General features: G+C 48.0%; 13 protein-coding genes and 1 riboswitch. Of the genes, 12 read left to right on the top strand and 1 reads right to left on the bottom strand.

Features of this window, described 5'->3' with window-relative positions; genetic code table 11:
- Positions 1-69: 69 nt before the first annotated feature.
- The 7 genes from B7990_RS04160 (at position 70) to thiH (ending at position 7356) form a co-directional block, all read left to right on the top strand.
- A complete protein-coding gene (locus B7990_RS04160; protein WP_088639748.1) occupies positions 70-1383 on the top strand; it encodes an FKBP-type peptidyl-prolyl cis-trans isomerase N-terminal domain-containing protein in 1314 nt (437 codons plus the stop codon).
- A gap of 85 nt (positions 1384-1468) precedes the next feature.
- The gene (mnmG, locus tag B7990_RS04155; RefSeq protein WP_088639747.1) at positions 1469-3370 is read left to right on the top strand and encodes a tRNA uridine-5-carboxymethylaminomethyl(34) synthesis enzyme MnmG; all 1902 of its coding nucleotides are present in this window, start codon (positions 1469-1471) and stop codon (positions 3368-3370) included.
- 164 nt (positions 3371-3534) lie between these two features.
- Positions 3535-3843, top strand: coding sequence for a hypothetical protein (locus B7990_RS04150; protein ID WP_088639746.1), 309 nt, complete (start codon positions 3535-3537; stop codon positions 3841-3843).
- 295 nt (positions 3844-4138) lie between these two features.
- A riboswitch (TPP riboswitch) is annotated at positions 4139-4242 on the top strand.
- Positions 4233-4439 (top strand): sulfur carrier protein ThiS, encoded by a 207-nt coding sequence (thiS, locus tag B7990_RS04145; RefSeq protein ID WP_088639943.1) that lies wholly within the window; start codon positions 4233-4235, stop codon positions 4437-4439. It overlaps the preceding riboswitch by 10 nt.
- Entirely contained in the window at positions 4439-5083 is a 645-nt protein-coding gene (gene thiF, locus B7990_RS04140) for a thiamine biosynthesis protein ThiF (RefSeq protein WP_088639745.1), read from the top strand. The genes thiS and thiF overlap by 1 nt, the downstream gene beginning before the upstream one ends.
- Positions 5084-5099: 16 nt before the next feature.
- Positions 5100-5870, top strand: coding sequence for a thiazole synthase (locus tag B7990_RS04135; RefSeq protein WP_088639744.1), 771 nt, complete (start codon positions 5100-5102; stop codon positions 5868-5870).
- A gap of 220 nt (positions 5871-6090) precedes the next feature.
- On the top strand, positions 6091-7356 hold the full coding sequence (gene thiH / locus B7990_RS04130) for a 2-iminoacetate synthase ThiH (protein ID WP_088639743.1): 1266 nt from the start codon (positions 6091-6093) through the stop codon (positions 7354-7356).
- A 96-nt stretch (positions 7357-7452) separates the two neighbouring features.
- Here the strand turns inward: thiH and B7990_RS04125 are convergent, their stop codons facing one another.
- Positions 7453-8223: a type II secretion system protein gene (locus tag B7990_RS04125; protein ID WP_088639742.1), complete on the bottom strand. Its 771-nt coding sequence runs from the start codon at positions 8221-8223 to the stop codon at positions 7453-7455.
- A gap of 178 nt (positions 8224-8401) precedes the next feature.
- Here B7990_RS04125 and thiE point away from each other — a divergent pair, with 178 nt between their 5' ends.
- The 5 genes from thiE to B7990_RS04100 all read left to right on the top strand — a co-directional run bounded on the left by thiE (position 8402) and on the right by B7990_RS04100 (position 15530).
- Positions 8402-9040 (top strand): thiamine phosphate synthase, encoded by a 639-nt coding sequence (gene thiE / locus B7990_RS04120; protein WP_088639741.1) that lies wholly within the window; start codon positions 8402-8404, stop codon positions 9038-9040.
- Positions 9041-9147: 107 nt separating this feature from the next.
- The gene (locus B7990_RS04115) at positions 9148-9972 is read left to right on the top strand and encodes a type III pantothenate kinase (RefSeq protein ID WP_088639740.1); all 825 of its coding nucleotides are present in this window, start codon (positions 9148-9150) and stop codon (positions 9970-9972) included.
- 20 nt (positions 9973-9992) lie between these two features.
- A complete protein-coding gene (locus tag B7990_RS04110) occupies positions 9993-11483 on the top strand; it encodes a hypothetical protein (protein ID WP_088639739.1) in 1491 nt (496 codons plus the stop codon).
- A 70-nt stretch (positions 11484-11553) separates the two neighbouring features.
- Complete coding sequence (locus tag B7990_RS04105; RefSeq protein WP_254917312.1) at positions 11554-13518, top strand: nucleoside-diphosphate sugar epimerase/dehydratase; 1965 nt, start codon at positions 11554-11556, stop codon at positions 13516-13518.
- 32 nt (positions 13519-13550) lie between these two features.
- Entirely contained in the window at positions 13551-15530 is a 1980-nt protein-coding gene (locus B7990_RS04100) for an OmpA family protein (protein WP_088639738.1), read from the top strand.
- The last annotated feature ends 120 nt before the right edge of the window (positions 15531-15650 follow it).

Genomic DNA, 15650 nt, shown 5'->3' with positions numbered 1-15650 from the left:
TGTATATTATCGGGTAAAATTTGGGATGTATATATCCCTAATGTTTTTGACTTTAAGGAGTCTTTAAAAATGAAACTTAAAAAGATTGCTCTTGGTGCTGCAGCCCTTGCTTTGGTAGCTTGTGGCGAAACACAGAAACCGGTTACTAAGGTTGCCAATATTACGCCTAATTCTACAGATGACCAGAAGTTTGCCTATATGCTTGGTGCCCAGTTTGGTCTTCAGAACTTTTTGAATCTTCCGATGCGCACGGGACAGGGAATTGATGAAGATGTCGTGGTTCAGGCATTCCGTGACGCAATTGCAAATATAAACGACTCTACGGCAAAGCTTCAGATTCCGCAGGATTCTCTGGGCATCATCAACAAGCGTATCCAGATGACGATGCAAGAGCGCTATATAAGCACTCGCCCCGATACAAGCGTAACAAAGGGGATGGACGAAGCTCAAATTCGCGCTTATGTCGATTCTCTTGAAAAAGCACAGCCGGTTACAGCTGCTCCCGAAGTCAAATACACAGACGTCAAGCTTCCGCAGGATCCTTCGGAACAGCAGAAGTTCTCCTATGTCATCGGCGTCCAGTTCGGAAACCAGTTCTATAGCATTGGCCGTCAGTTCCAGACGGACTTTGATCCGGACTACTTCGTCCTTGGCGTTCGCGATGCCGGCAAGAAAGTTCGCGATACGACTTTCACGTTGACTCTCTCGGAAGATTCTCTTAAGGCAGTTGGTAACCGCTACACCGAAAAGATGAAAACGATCCGTGACGAAATGGTCAAGAAGCAGCAGGCCGAAGAAGAAAAGCTCAAGGCCGAAGTCGCTTCTCTTCGTGGCGATACGCTTGCAAACGGCATGCCTGCCAAGATGAACTTCAAGGTGAAGGCTTCTGGCATTACAGTCAAGGCTGAAGATTTGACGGGCTTTGCTGGCAAGCCGCTTTTGGTGTTCTATTTCTCAGCAACCTGCGGTCACTGCGCACACGCCGCTCCGCAGATTCTCGAAATTGCAAAGGAATTTGCCCCGAAGGGCCTTACGACAGTTTCTATCGCTAGTGGTGGAAACAACAAGTCGGGCATTCGTCGCTTTATCGATGATGCCAAGTTCGATGAAAACGTCAATGTCGTCTGGGATGAATCCCGCCAGTTCGGTGAACTCTATAGCGATGGCTACGTTCCGAAGGTCTATCTCGTGAATCCTGATGGCACATACAAGCAGTATGCCGCTTTCGAAAAGGAAAAGGAAGACCTGAAGAAGGAAATCGCAGAACTTCTCAACGGCAAGAATGTCGAATGGAAGATCGAAGTCAAGCAGGCCGACGATGCCGCCAAGGCTCCAGAGGCTAAGGTTGAAGCCAAGCCCGCCAAGGCTAAGGCCAAGAAGTAATCGCCCTTTCTTTTATGAAAACGCATCCCTCTCGGGATGCGTTTTTTCTATAGCCGTATTGATTCATATTTTTTAAATTTGGCGCATGATTATCGCAGAATTTGATGTTGTCGTCGTCGGTGGCGGTCACGCCGGTATTGAAGCCACGCATGCCGCATGGAAGATTGGTGTAAAAACAGCCATGCTTACGATGGATTTGAAAGCCATCGGCAGAATGTCTTGCAATCCGGCTGTTGGTGGCGTTGCAAAAGGTCAAATTGTTCGCGATATCGATGCTCTTGGCGGCCTCATGGGTCTTTTGACCGACAAGGCGGGCATCCAGTTCCGCATGCTCAACATGAGCAAGGGTCCCGCCGTCTGGGGTCCGCGTGCGCAGTGCGACATGAAGTATTACAGCGAAGTCGCCCGCGAGACGATGGAAAGCTTGACGGGACTTACGCTGATCCAAGGCGAACTCGCTTCGTTTGAACGCATGAACGATGGCCGCTTGGAACTCACGCTTTTAAACGGCGACCGCTATATCACTCGTGCGATTGTGGTGACGAGCGGAACGTTCCTTGCCTCCAAGATGTTCACTGGCCTTGAAACGAGCATCGGTGGGCGAGTGGGCGAGCCGAGTGCAGACAAACTTTCGGAATGCCTTGCGAAAAACGGCATCCGCTTGCGCCGCTTAAAAACAGGCACGCCGAGCCGCTTGGATCCGGATTCTATCGACTTTAACGAATGCGATGTGCAGCATGGCGACGATAAGCCGTGGCCGATGAGCGACCGCCATTTTGACGGGGCAACTCCCGACAAGTTCTGGGGTGACCAAATTAACAAGTTTATCCGCAACGATTGCGTCTGCTGGATTACGCGCACGAACATCAAGACACATGATATTTTGCGCAGCGGCTTCAAGGATAGCCCGATGTTCAGCGGCCGTATCCACGGCAAGGGCCCGCGCTACTGTCCGAGTATTGAAGACAAGATCAACCGTTTTGGCGACCGCGACGGGCACCAGCTGTTCCTCGAACCGGAACAGGCTGACATCGGGCGTGTGTACATCAACGGTTTCAGCTCGAGCTTGCCAGCAGACATCCAGCTTGCCGCCATCCACACAATTCCGGGCCTTACCCGAGCGAAAGTACTCCAGATCGGTTACGCTGTAGAATACGATTCCGTCGATGCGACTCAGCTTTACCCGACGTTCGAATGCAAGAACGTCCCGGGACTCTACTTTGCAGGCCAGGTCTGCGGAACAAGCGGTTACGAAGAAGCCGCCGGTCAGGGCCTTATGGCAGGCATCAACGCTGCACTCAAGGTCAAGGGCGAGGAACCCTTCATTCTCGGGCGTTCCGAAAGCTATCTTGGTGTGATGGTCGATGACCTCGTGAATATTTTGCTTGATGAACCGTACCGCATGTTCACTAGCCGTGCCGAATACCGTCTGTTCCTCCGCAGCGACAATGCCGAAATGCGCCTTAAGGAAAAGGCCCGCAAGATTGGCATGATCAGCGACCGCGATTGGGAAGACTGGACTCGCCGTCGCGACCTCATGGCAAGCCTCAAAACTCAATTTACGGAAACTTCTGCAACGCCGGAAGAAGCAAACACGATTCTTGAAGCGGGCGGTCAGGCACTCGCCTCGGAACGCACTCGCTGGATTAATGTGCTCCGCCGTCCTGGAATCGATCCCGAAACGTTCTTTAAAGTGGCCGCACCGGACGCTAAAATCACGCGCCGTGACCAGTGGTACATGTACGCCGAAGAACTCTATGCCGGATTCTTCGACCGCCAGGAACGCGAAATCGACGACCAGAAGAAGATGGAAAAGGTCAAGCTTTCGCCGGACTTCGATTACATGTCCATTACGGCCATCAGCATTGAAAGCCGCCAGCGCCTCAACGCCCACAAGCCGCTTACGCTTGGGCAGGCAAGCCGAGTGCCTGGAGTGCGCCCCGCCGACATCACCGTCCTCGCGCATTGGATTGAATCTAGAACCTAGTCAATAGTCATTGATCAATAGTTGATGATGCCTCAAAAGGTACGGCTATTTGGCTAACGACTACTGACTAATAACTAAGGACCATATCGTGTTCACTTGCAATTTCATAGTTTTTTACTATCTTTGCGCCCGTCAACATAAACAATTTTCCAAGAGGTATATATATGGCAGAAGAAGCAGAAGTCAAATCCACAGAAGAAGTTAAGCCTCAGGAAACAAAATCCCAAGAAAAATCTCAAGTAAAGAAGGCTCCGTCCAAGAAAAAGCGTCCGTTCAACGGCAAGCGCAAGGGTGGTGCTCCTGCTGCTGCAAAGAAGCCGGCTGTCTTTAGTGATTCCCTGGAAGATCGTTTCCCCAATCTTGCCGCAAAGCTCAAAAAGTCCATCGAAGATGGTATCAAGCAGAAGATCAAGGACGCTCAGAACGATCCGAAGGTCAAGGCCGCCTCTAAGAAATTTGCAGAAGAAAAGTAATTCTACTTCTCTAAAGTCTCTAAAAATGCTCCGCTCCGCGGGGCATTTTTGCTTTTAGGATTTTAAAATATTAAAAGCGAGAATTTATTTCAAAATCAAATTGTCAAGAAATCGTATTGATTGTAAAAGCGTCGGCCAAGGATGGGGAGGGTGCAGGGAGGGGCCCGTGCGGCCTTCGCAACTCTGAGCTGGGGCCCCGCCCGCATGAAGTACTTTTTCTGATTAAAATAGAAGCATCCAGTCAAGGCAGAATGCCTTATTCTTACTTGCCAAATACCCCTTCAATAGTTAACTTTATCCTGTCTACGGGAGCTCGTAAAACGGGCTGAGAGGAAGTTGAAAACTTCGACCGAACCTGATTTGGATAATGCCAACGTAGGGAGGTTCCATTGAACTCAAATCCAGTCAAAATCAACGGTGAAGACGTCGCAGCGGCAGGCATGACCATTGCCGAATATTTGGCGTCCGCAAATTACGATACAAAGCGCATCGCCGTTGAACGCAATTTGGAAATCGTCCCAAAGGCGAAGTATGCTGAGGTTGTTCTCGAAGCGGGGGACGTCGTCGAAGTTGTGAACTTTGTTGGAGGCGGGTGATGGAAAGCGTTCGAATCCCGAGCAGGGAAGAGTTCCGACGCGCACTCGTACAAAAGCAGGGCGAACAAATCGTTCAGAAACTTGAACAGACCACAGTTGCAATTTGTGGCGTTGGTGGACTAGGCTCTAACGTCGCCATCAATCTCGCTCGCGCGGGCATCAAGAAACTCATTCTCGTGGATTTTGACCGTATTGACGTGACGAACTTGCAGCGCCAGCAGTACAAGGCCTCTCAAGTCGGAGAGCCTAAGGCGTTAGCTCTCGTCGAGAACTTGAAAGAAATTGCGCCGTACGTCGAGCTTGAAGCATACGACGAAAGAATCACGGAAGAAAACATAGACAAGTTCGTGGCTAATGCAGACGTTGTATGCGAAGCGTTCGACAATCCCGAAGCAAAATCGATGCTTGTAAACGCTGTGCTTGAAAAGTATCCGCAAAAGTATCTCGTTGCCGCCTCTGGAATGGCGGGCACGGACGATGCAAATTCCATCAAGACGCGCAAGATTTCAAAACATTTTTACCTCTGTGGCGATGGCAAGAGCGACGTGACTCAAGGTCTTGCACTCCTCGCACCACGTGTGCAGATTTGCGCAGCGCATGAGGCGCTCACGATTATCCGGATTATTGCCGGTCTAGAAGTTTAACATAAAGGACATGCAAATGAATTCTGACAAACTTGTTATTGGCGGTCATGAATTTGATTCTCGTTTTATTCTCGGTTCTGGAAAGTATTCCCTCAAGCTCATTGAAGCTGCGGTCAAGGATGCAGGTGCACAGATTGTAACACTCGCTGTTCGCCGTGCAAACACGAAGGAACACGAAAACATCCTCGACTACATCCCGAAAAACGTCACGCTTTTGCCGAACACGTCGGGCGCTCGCAATGCCGAAGAAGCAGTCCGTATCGCAAGACTTTCCCGCGAACTCGGTTGCGGCGACTTCGTGAAAATCGAAATCATGCGCGATACCAAGTACTTGCTCCCGGACAATGCCGAAACCATCAAGGCGACCGAAACGCTTGCCAAAGAAGGTTTTGTCGTAATGCCTTACATGTATCCGGATTTGAACGTGGCTCGCGACCTCGTGAATGCAGGTGCTGCCGCCGTGATGCCGCTTGCATCGCCGATTGGTTCAAACAAGGGACTTTGCACAAAAGACTTTATCCAGATTTTGATTGACGAAATTGAGCTCCCGATTATCGTGGATGCTGGTATTGGAAAACCGTCCGAAGCTTGTGCCGCTATGGAAATGGGCGCTGCCGCTATTATGGCAAACACCGCTCTTGCAACAGCAGGCGATCTCCAGCAGATGGCATCGGCATTCAAGCTTGCGATTGAAGCGGGCCGTAAGGCTTACCTCGCCGGGCTTGGCCGTGTGCTTTCCCGTGGCGCATCTGCATCCGATCCGCTTACAGGATTCTTGAGGGACTAGGATAATTCGGAATTAGGATTTCGGAATGAGAAATTATTGAAGATGTCATCCTGAACGAAGTGATATATGAAACTTGGCAACTTGTTGACTTAGTTGAATTAGGTTCGTAGGAGCAGGATCCAGTCAATTTATCAACATTACAAGATTTCACGGGATCCTTCCTCCTTTTGGTCGTCAGGATGACGCTTTCTATCAACCATTGACTAACGGCTATTGACTCATGGAAAACGAACGCAAAGACAACAATTACTTTTTTGATTCTGGAAATCTCTCGCCGGCGGCTCTAGAACGCAAGCATAGGATCGAAACAGATCCGTCTGTCCGCACGGACATCATGGAATACTTGCCGGGAATGGAAGTCATTCATTCCGACATCCGCGACAAGGTTCTTGATGCATTCGAAAGCTACGATGCTTCCAAGTACACCGCTCGCGATGTGCAGTTTGCCTTGCAGCACGACACTTGCTCGATCGAAGATTTCAAGGCTTTGCTATCTCCTGCAGCGGCTCCGTTCCTCGAACAGATGGCCGCCAAGGCAAAGATTGAGACTGGCCGCCATTTCGGCAATAACGTCTACCTCTTTACGCCGCTCTACATTGCAAACTACTGCGAAAACTACTGCGTCTATTGCGGTTTCAACTGCTACAATCACATCAAGCGTATGCAGCTGAACATGGAACAGATTGAGCACGAGATGAAGGTCATCGCTGACAGCGGCATGGAAGAAGTCTTGTTGCTCACCGGCGAAAGCCGCGCCAAAAGCAGTGTCGAATACATCGGTGAAGCTTGCAAGCTTGCCCGCAAGTACTTCAAGCTCGTGGGTGTCGAAGTTTACCCGGTGAATGTCGATGAGTACAAGTATCTGCACGAATGCGGCGTCGATTACGTGACGGTTTTCCAGGAAACGTACGATCGCAAGCGCTATGAACAGCTCCACTTGCTCGGCCACAAGCGCGTATTCCCGTACCGCTTTGATTCTCAGGAACGCGCCCTCATGGGCGGTATGCGCGGCTGCGGATTCTCGGCATTGCTTGGGCTTTCGGACTTCCGCCGTGATGCACTCGCAAGCGCTCTGCATGTTTACTACTTGCAAAAGAAGTATCCGCATGCCGAAATGAGCCTCAGCTGCCCGCGTCTCCGCCCGATTGTGAACAACGAAAAAATTAGCCCGCTTGACGTTCACGAAAAGGAACTCTGCCAGGTGCTTTGCGCTTACCGCATCTTCCTCCCGTTCGTGGGCATCACGGTTTCGAGCCGCGAAAGCAAGGAATTCCGCAATGGCATCGTGAAAATCGCCGCCACGAAGATTTCCGCAGGCGTCTCGACCGGCATAGGCGACCACGAAAGCAAATACAGTGGTCACGACGATGGGGAAGGCGGCGACGAACAGTTCGAAATCAATGATGGCCGCAGCATCGACAAGATGTACGCCGACATGAGCAGCGAAGGCATGCAGCCCGTGCTGAACGACTATTTGTACGTTTAGTTGTTAGTCGTTAGTTATTAGTTGAATTCAGACTCTTGCCGCATTTACAAGAAAACGCCTCGGAAAATCCCGGGGCGTTTCGTTATTTCTAGCAAATTATTTTTTTGAACAGCCTTTATTACCGTAAGTAGAGAAGCACGTTCCATTGTCAGTCATGTATGCACTTTCCCATGTCTTTCCATGCGGAAGCAGGTAGACTTCAACAGAATAGCCTGGCGATAGAGGGTCCGTCCAACGGACACTGACTGTATAACGTTCGTTATCGTTTATCTTTCCTATATTCAAAGCTTTGCTCTGGAATAGCGGCTTTTTCGGAGCTGTTCGGTAGTCCGTCTGTTTCCTTGAATTTATATAAGATTTAGATGTATAGGAATCACCGTCTTTATTGTATTTGTAATTCAATCTAGCGGCAACAATGTCTGCGACACCGTCAAAGTTTGCATCTTTCAGAGCCATGTACCAGGTTCCGCTAGACCCGATCATTTCACAAATGTTGTTTGTATTATTGGCACTGCCGTGACTTCCCTGCACGTTGATTGACAAACCGTTGTGAAGTTCTATCACAAACAATGTTGCACCACCATCAGAAGAAAGACCGTTGGACAACTTTGTCAATAGATTTTTCTTTTGGTCATCATTGAGATTTTTTACAGGTGTATAATGCGTTAACGCATCACTGTCCTCGATTAGCGCTATATTGATAGCGTTTCTCAAGTCATAAAGTTTTAACAGGTCGATTTTTTCACGTGTCTTTTCACCGAACCCGAAAAACTTAGGCATAGCTACGGTAGAAAGAACGCCCATAATAGCGATAACCACCATAAGCTCCATGAGGGTAATCCCCTTCTTTGAATTTATCGGTTTCATAATATCGCTCCATATACGTTTTATTAAGGGATTACCCCTTTTAGGGTAATCTATATTTTACAAGTAGTTGCTGGCATATTTCCGTAACAAGAACGTAACAAATGTGAGAAACCGCACAATTTAAAAACTTCAACCTAGTCTAATCCACAGTGGACTAATTATTTCTACTTTTAAAAACATGAAAAAAATTGATACTACGCTTTATTTCATTACAGATAGTACTAGCGTACCTGTAGATCGTTTTTTGCCAACAGTCGAAGCCGCTTGCAAAGGTGGGGCAACGCTCATCCAGCTTCGCGAAAAGAACCGCTCTACACGCGAATACATGGAACTTGCAGCTGCGACTCACGAAATCACCAAGCGCTACAATATTCCGCTGATTATCGATGACCGCGTTGATGTGGCACTTGCGATTGGCGCTGAAGGTGTACATGTCGGGCAAACAGATATGCCTGTTAAAATAGCACGACAGCTGATGGGTGCAGATAAAATAATTGGTGCAACGACAAAGACTGTTCCGCAAGCTTTAGATGCTTACGAACAGGGGGCAGACTATCTTGGCGTTGGGGCCATCTATCCGACGACAACGAAGGTGGTCACGATTCTTACAAGCGTTGATACTCTCAAGGCCATTGTGAAAGCGGTGCCTATAAAAGTGAACGCTATCGGCGGACTGAACAAGGATAATATCGATGTCCTCAAGGATTCTGGGATTTCAGGCATCTGTGCTGTTTCTGCCATTATGAAGGCGGACGATCCTGAAAAAGCAACGCGTGAACTGAAAGAAGCGTTTTTTAAACTAGTCAATAGTCATTAGTCTTTAGTTATTAGTTTTTTTATTTGGCAGCTATGCTGTGATTATAAAAACCAATGACCCATAACCATTAACCAATAACTAATTGATTATTACTATCTTTTTTTGCAATGAAAAAGAATTTAAAGAACTCATTGTCGTTTGTGGTCGATGTGGGCAATACGCACACAGTCCTTGGTATATACAAAGGCGATAAAGTTGTAGATCATTGGAGACTGACCACTCGCAAGGAAACGACTTCTGATGAAGTCATGAATCGTGTAGGTGGCCTCATTCACCTTTCGAAGACCAAATTGGAATCCGTAACGCATGTAGGGCTTTCTACAGTAGTACCATCGCTTGAACGCCCGTGGGTCAAGGCTTTGCAAACGCTTTTAAAGCGCCCTGTTCAAGTGGTAAACTCAACAAACTGCCTTAATTGCCCCATTGCCTATCCGAACCCGAGTACGCTTGGTGCAGACCGTCTTTGCAATGTGATTGCGCTCAAGGAACGCGGCTACTCCGATGCAATTGTTATTGATATGGGAACGGCCACGACATTCGACGTGATGAAGGACGGCGGTTTTGCGGGCGGCATCATCATACCGGGCATTAGCGCGAGCCTCGATGTGCTCACGCAAAAAGCGGCACGACTTTTACCCGTCAGCATCGAATGGCCAAAGCGTCTCATTGCAAACAATACGGACGATGCTATTCGCGCGGGTCTCTTATTTGGCTTCATGGCAGAACTCGAAACGCTAGTTGCTAAGATCAAGCAGGAAATGGGTAAGAAGGACGTTCCTGTTTTTGCAACTGGAGGCTGGGGTCGCACTATAGCAAGCCATACCAAAATCATAGATACTTACGATCCATACCTGACGCTTGATGGCATACGCCTTGTCGCGCTTCTCGGTGATTCTGCGGCAGAGGTTATTGACAAAGACGCCGAAGAGTAGGGCTTTTCCAAGAGGGGAGAATGAAATCAATTATCGCATGCCTTGTTTTAGCGGCAATCGCATTTGCTGAACCAGGTTCTTCACCAGTTATAAGTTCAGAACGGACTCGTAACTTGCGTGGGCTGGATTATGCGCCGATGCTTTTCGAATACCACCGCCAGACGGTGGATGACGGGAGACATTTTTTCACTTATCCGCGTCGTGATACGACGTTCCAGAAGGATTTTTACAAGAACCATAAAAAATCGATGGCTTTCTTTGAAAGCGATAGCAATTACTCGCACAAGTTTGCAATTGCGGTAAGCCCGCTTATCGGGATCGATTACAAGTCATCTTCTGCTCTTGGTGATACGATCTGGCCGGCAATCGATGCTGGGCTTTTCATTCGCGGTTTCGCCGACTCACTAGACTTCGATCTTGATGCCAGAATATATTCCGAAGGGCATGCCGCCAAGAAACCCAAAAGCTATGACCACGAAGTTTTCGATGTCCAGTCTAAGGATCGTGGAGATGGCGGCATAGACTATGTGAGCTTCGCTCGTTACCGTGCGCACTTCGCGCTCAACTATGCCTGGGCACGTTTACAGCTTGCTCGAGACGTACTGCACTGGGGGCCTGGGTACTACAACAACCTTTCGCTAAACCAGTATGCGCTTCCGTACAACATGCTTTCGCTCGACCTTACGTTTGGACCATTGCGTATTTACAGCGTCTACGCCGATCTCCGCGTAACTTCCTGGAGCTACAGCAAGGACAATCTGAACGACCGGAACCTCTACGCACACCGTTATGAGCTGGCCCTCAAGAATTTTACCTTTGGTATTTCAGAATTGCAGATTCTCTATAACGAGAACAAGCCCTGGCTCTTTGTCCCTGTCGCACCGCTCTTTATCGAAAAAGGCAACTATTCCGAACGCGTGAACAATGGCGCCCTTGCCGTAGACATGAACGTTCAGCTTTTCAAGCTTGCCCGTATTTACGGTGAATTCTTCCTCGACGATATGGAGTCGCCGTATGCAATTTATCAGAATCGCTATAGCAATAACCGCTGGGCGGCCATGCTTGGTTTCCAGGTGGCTCATGATCTGGAAATAAAAGGGAAGGAGTTACAGCTCGGTACAATCGCCGAAATTGCACGAGTCGAACCCTATACATATTGCCATTATGATACAGCCCAAGCGCAGATTGCCCATCTTGGACTTCCTCTCGGAAATCCCAATGGTCCAAACTCGCTTGCTATCGACTGGACCGTTTACAGCCGACTTTTCTGGAATTCCTCGATGAAATTCTTTTTCGGACTCCACAACAAATGGCTCTGGAAAGGAATCGATTACGGAAGCAAGATTGAAGACCCGTATAAAACGGTCGAAAAGAAATTTATCGACAAAGCACCTCTCCAATATACGATTACACCATCGATAAGCTACAGCGGAAGAAACGCTTCTTTTGAAATGGAGCTGACTTTTGGCAAAATTAGGGCCTATTTTCTCCGCACGACCTTTTATTGGTAATAATTTGTAGCTATTTTGTAACATAAGAAAACGATTTTTAAAACATAATTGGTGTTCAAGTCGGGAGAAAATGATGACCAAATTGGCGGGCTTTCTTTCAAGCTTCAGAATCCGCAAACGCGTTTTGGCTTTTGCCGATGCTTTTATTGTTGTTGTTGCAGGCTTGTTTGCAAACTTTCCTTTACCCCTATACGCAAAATCAATTGACCGAGCAGACCAGTTTGCCATATTCTTTTTAAGCGTCATTTTATGCTTTAGCAGCCTGCTTTTCTTTGGTGCATACAACAAGCTTTGGCGTTACCTCAACCGATATGATTTTTACAGCTGCGCCAAGGGCGTCTTTACAGGTCTTATTGCCACACACTTTTTCTTTTATCTTATGCGCGGCGTCCTGTATTGGCAGTTCGCCCTGACACAAGCATTCATAGCGTGTATTGGCGTATGTCTTTTTCGCTACATGTTTAGAAACGCGTTTCTCTCAATCATAGAAACAGGTCATCGCGAAGCACTGAAAAAACGCACCATGATTATCGGTGCCGGAAATGCGACAAAGCTTTTGCTCGATGAAATCAAGCGTAGTGCAATAGACGCGAAAAATGGACAGCTCACTTCGAAAGTTTTGAATCTCAATCCGGTCTGCCTCATCGATGATGATCGCTATAAAATCGGAAAAAAATATGAAGGCGTCCTTGTAGCCGGGTCTACTAGAGATATTCCCAAAATAGCCGAGCAAGAAAAGATTGACCTCATTCTTTTTGCAATCCCGAGCTGTCCTCCGAAAGACCGTCAGATCATTATGGACTTGTGCGGCAAGACGAGGCTTCCGGTAAAAATCCTTCCTTTTGTAGGTACCCTTCTCGATGCCAATGTCGAAGACGGATCAACAACATATGCAACGCAAATTCGCGACATTAAAGTTGAAGACCTGCTTGGTCGTGACCCCATCAAGTTCGACAACAAGGACATTCGTGCATATATCGAAAAGAAAGTTTGCATGGTGACCGGTGGTGGCGGTAGCATCGGAAGTGAACTTGTTCGACAAATAGCAAAGTACAATCCTAAACAAATTATCATTGTCGATATCTACGAAAACAACGCCTACGATATCCAGCAGGAACTGGTCATGGAATATGGTAGTTCGCTGAACCTTGTGACCCTCATCGCAAGTGTCCGAGACTATTTCCGTATGAACCAGATTTTCAAAACTTACCATCCAGAAATCATATTCCATGCGGCAGCACACAAGCATGTGCCCCTGATGGAAAACAATCCGATGGAAGCGATCAAGAACAATGTTATCGGCACGTTTAATGTTGCTACACTAGCCATGTTCAACAGCGCCAAAAAATTCGTGATGATCAGTACGGATAAAGCTGTAAATCCGACAAATGTCATGGGCGCTTCCAAGCGCTGCTGCGAAATGATCGTTCGCTTTATGTCCATGCAAAAGGATAGCAATACAGAGTTTGTTGTAACGCGCTTTGGCAATGTTCTTGGCAGTAACGGAAGCGTAATACCGCTATTCAAGCGTCAGATAGAACAGGGTAAACCTGTTACGGTAACACATCCTGAAATCATCCGCTACTTCATGACAATTCCTGAAGCCGTGAGCCTTGTGCTCGAAGCCGCAAGTATCGCTCATGGTGGCGAAATCTTCGTGCTTGATATGGGTATGCCGGTCAAGATTGTAACACTAGCCGAAAACTTGATCCGCATGTATGGCAAGGTGCCGTATAAAGATGTGCCGATTGTGTTCACGGGACTCCGTCCAGGGGAGAAAATTAAGGAAGAGCTCTTGATGAACGAAGAAGGCCTGAAGAAGACCAAGAACAAGCTTATCTTCATAGGCAAGCAAATCGATATTGACACATCCAAGTTCATCAACGAACTGTGGAAGCTTAAGAGTGCGGCTTCTGAAAATAATGATGAAATCGCCATCCGCGCTTTGCACGAAATTGTCCCTACGTTCACGACTCCAGAAAAGTTTAATAAAACGATTCTAAGAAAGTCAGTATCAGAGGAACAAAAGTCTTAACAACAAAGACAAACTCAAAAGAAGGATAAAATATGAAAAAAATCATCACTCTAGGTTTGTTATCTAGTACTCTGGCTTTTGCTCAGGCTGGAATGCTGGGTGGATCGGAGGGTTTGCATGAAATCAATGCAAAGACCCTTGGTCAATGGCAAGTCAATCTCGGGGCGAGCGGTAATCTTACAATTGGCTCCTGGGGACTTTCTCGTGGCGGTATCTATGAAGTAAATGGGAAAAGATACGCCTTCAATGATGCTGACGCATCCCTTTCAGGAAACATATTTGTTGAAGTGGGCGTCCTGGATTTCATCGATGTCGGCATGTCTCTCCCGCTTTACTATGAACACGCCAATTCCAAGTGGGGTGGAACGGCGAATATGTGGACAACCAGCCGTGGTGACTTGGATGTCTTTGCAAAAATAGGTCTTCCGTTTGCATCGGCCGGTGTCTATAGTATGGCCTTGATGCTCGACCTCTATGTCCCGACAGGTGAGGAATGTGCTGGTGTGCGTCCTCGCCATGCCTGGTACCTGAACGGCAATGGCTATACGCACCCGTTTACTGCAGATAGGTGGACTTTTGGTGCAGGCCTCGCATTCACATTCGACTTCAACAAGATCGGTGCTCCGATTGTGTGGAACCTGGCTGCAAGCTATGTTTCACCGGCTAGCTATAGCTTGACTCAAACATTTGTCTATAGCACGGGCTTGAACTGGAATGCGACTTCCTGGATGACTCCGTTCCTGGAATTCTCTGGCGAAATGCGTTTGATGGATAACGGACGCTATTCGTTCGATCCGCTTGTAGACCCGATGCTTATCACTCCGGGTGTCCGTTTCCACTTCCCGCATGATATTGATTTTGCTTTTGGTATGGACTTTGCAGCCCGTCTATTCCAGAGTGGTTTCGACCACTATGCTGATGTTAAATATGGTAGGGATCATATCATCTATTACCAAGGCCAGAGAGGCGTCAAGGCAAACTATGGTTATACCAGCGTTCCGCTTCTTTCCGGTTCAGCCCTCTTGAGCGTCAAATTTGATGCAGCGCCCAAGTCGGAGGATTCCGATGGCGATGGCATCCCGGACAATGAAGACAAGTGCGCCCGTACAGAAAAGGGCGTTAAGGTCGATGCCGAAGGATGCCCTGTTGAAGATGCAGCAAAACTCGCTCGTGAAAGAGCAATTGCAGATTCCCTTGCCCGCGTTGACTCTGACAACGACGGTATTCCTAACGTAAGCGACAGGTGCCCGAATACGGCTGCAGGCCTTTCTGTGGATTCTACAGGTTGCATGCTTGACTTTGACAAGGATGGTGTTGCAGACAATCTCGACAAGTGCCCGAACACCCCGGCCGGTATTCCTGTAGACTTTACGGGTTGCCCAATGGACCATGACAAGGACGGTGTTGCTGATTACCTCGACAAGTGTCCAAATACCCAGCGCGGTGCAGAAGTTGGCCCGAACGGCTGTATGCTTGACAGCGATAATGATGGTATTGCAGACTTTAAGGACAAGTGCCCGGGTACTCCGGCAGGTCACGCCGTAGACTCTACAGGCTGCTTGCCAGACTTCGATAAGGACGGTGTTGCCGACGTTATCGACAAGTGCCCTAATACACTCCCGGGAATCCGTGTTGACGGCGAAGGCTGCCCGATTAACAAGAAGGAAGACCTCGACCAGCTTAAGAAGGGAATTCAGTTCAAGACCGGTTCCGCAAAGCTCACCAAGAAAAGCTACGGGACTCTTAACGATATTGCCGATCTTATGAACAGGATTCCAGAAGCGAATCTCGAAGTTCAGGGCCATACCGATAACAAGGGCTCTGACGTCAAGAACCAGAAGCTCTCTGAATCTCGTGCCCAAGCCGTGGTCGCTTATCTTGAAAAGCGTGGCGTGAATAGCAGCCGTCTGCGTGCAGTTGGTTATGGCCCGTCCAAGCCGATTGCCGATAATGGTGATGCTGCCGGCCGTGCCCAAAATCGTCGTGTGGAACTCGTTCCTTTTGCAAAGTGATGGATAAAGCGATTGCTTTGACAAAGTAAAGACTATCCAACCTAAATGGTTGGATAGCGTTTTATATAATAAAGCTTGTTTATAAAAAATAAGTTGATTATCAGTGAAAAATAAACTAAT

Source organism: Fibrobacter sp. UWB4 (assembly GCF_002210345.1).
GTDB lineage: Bacteria > Fibrobacterota > Fibrobacteria > Fibrobacterales > Fibrobacteraceae > Fibrobacter.
This window is presented reverse-complemented; position numbering and strand designations above follow the sequence as displayed.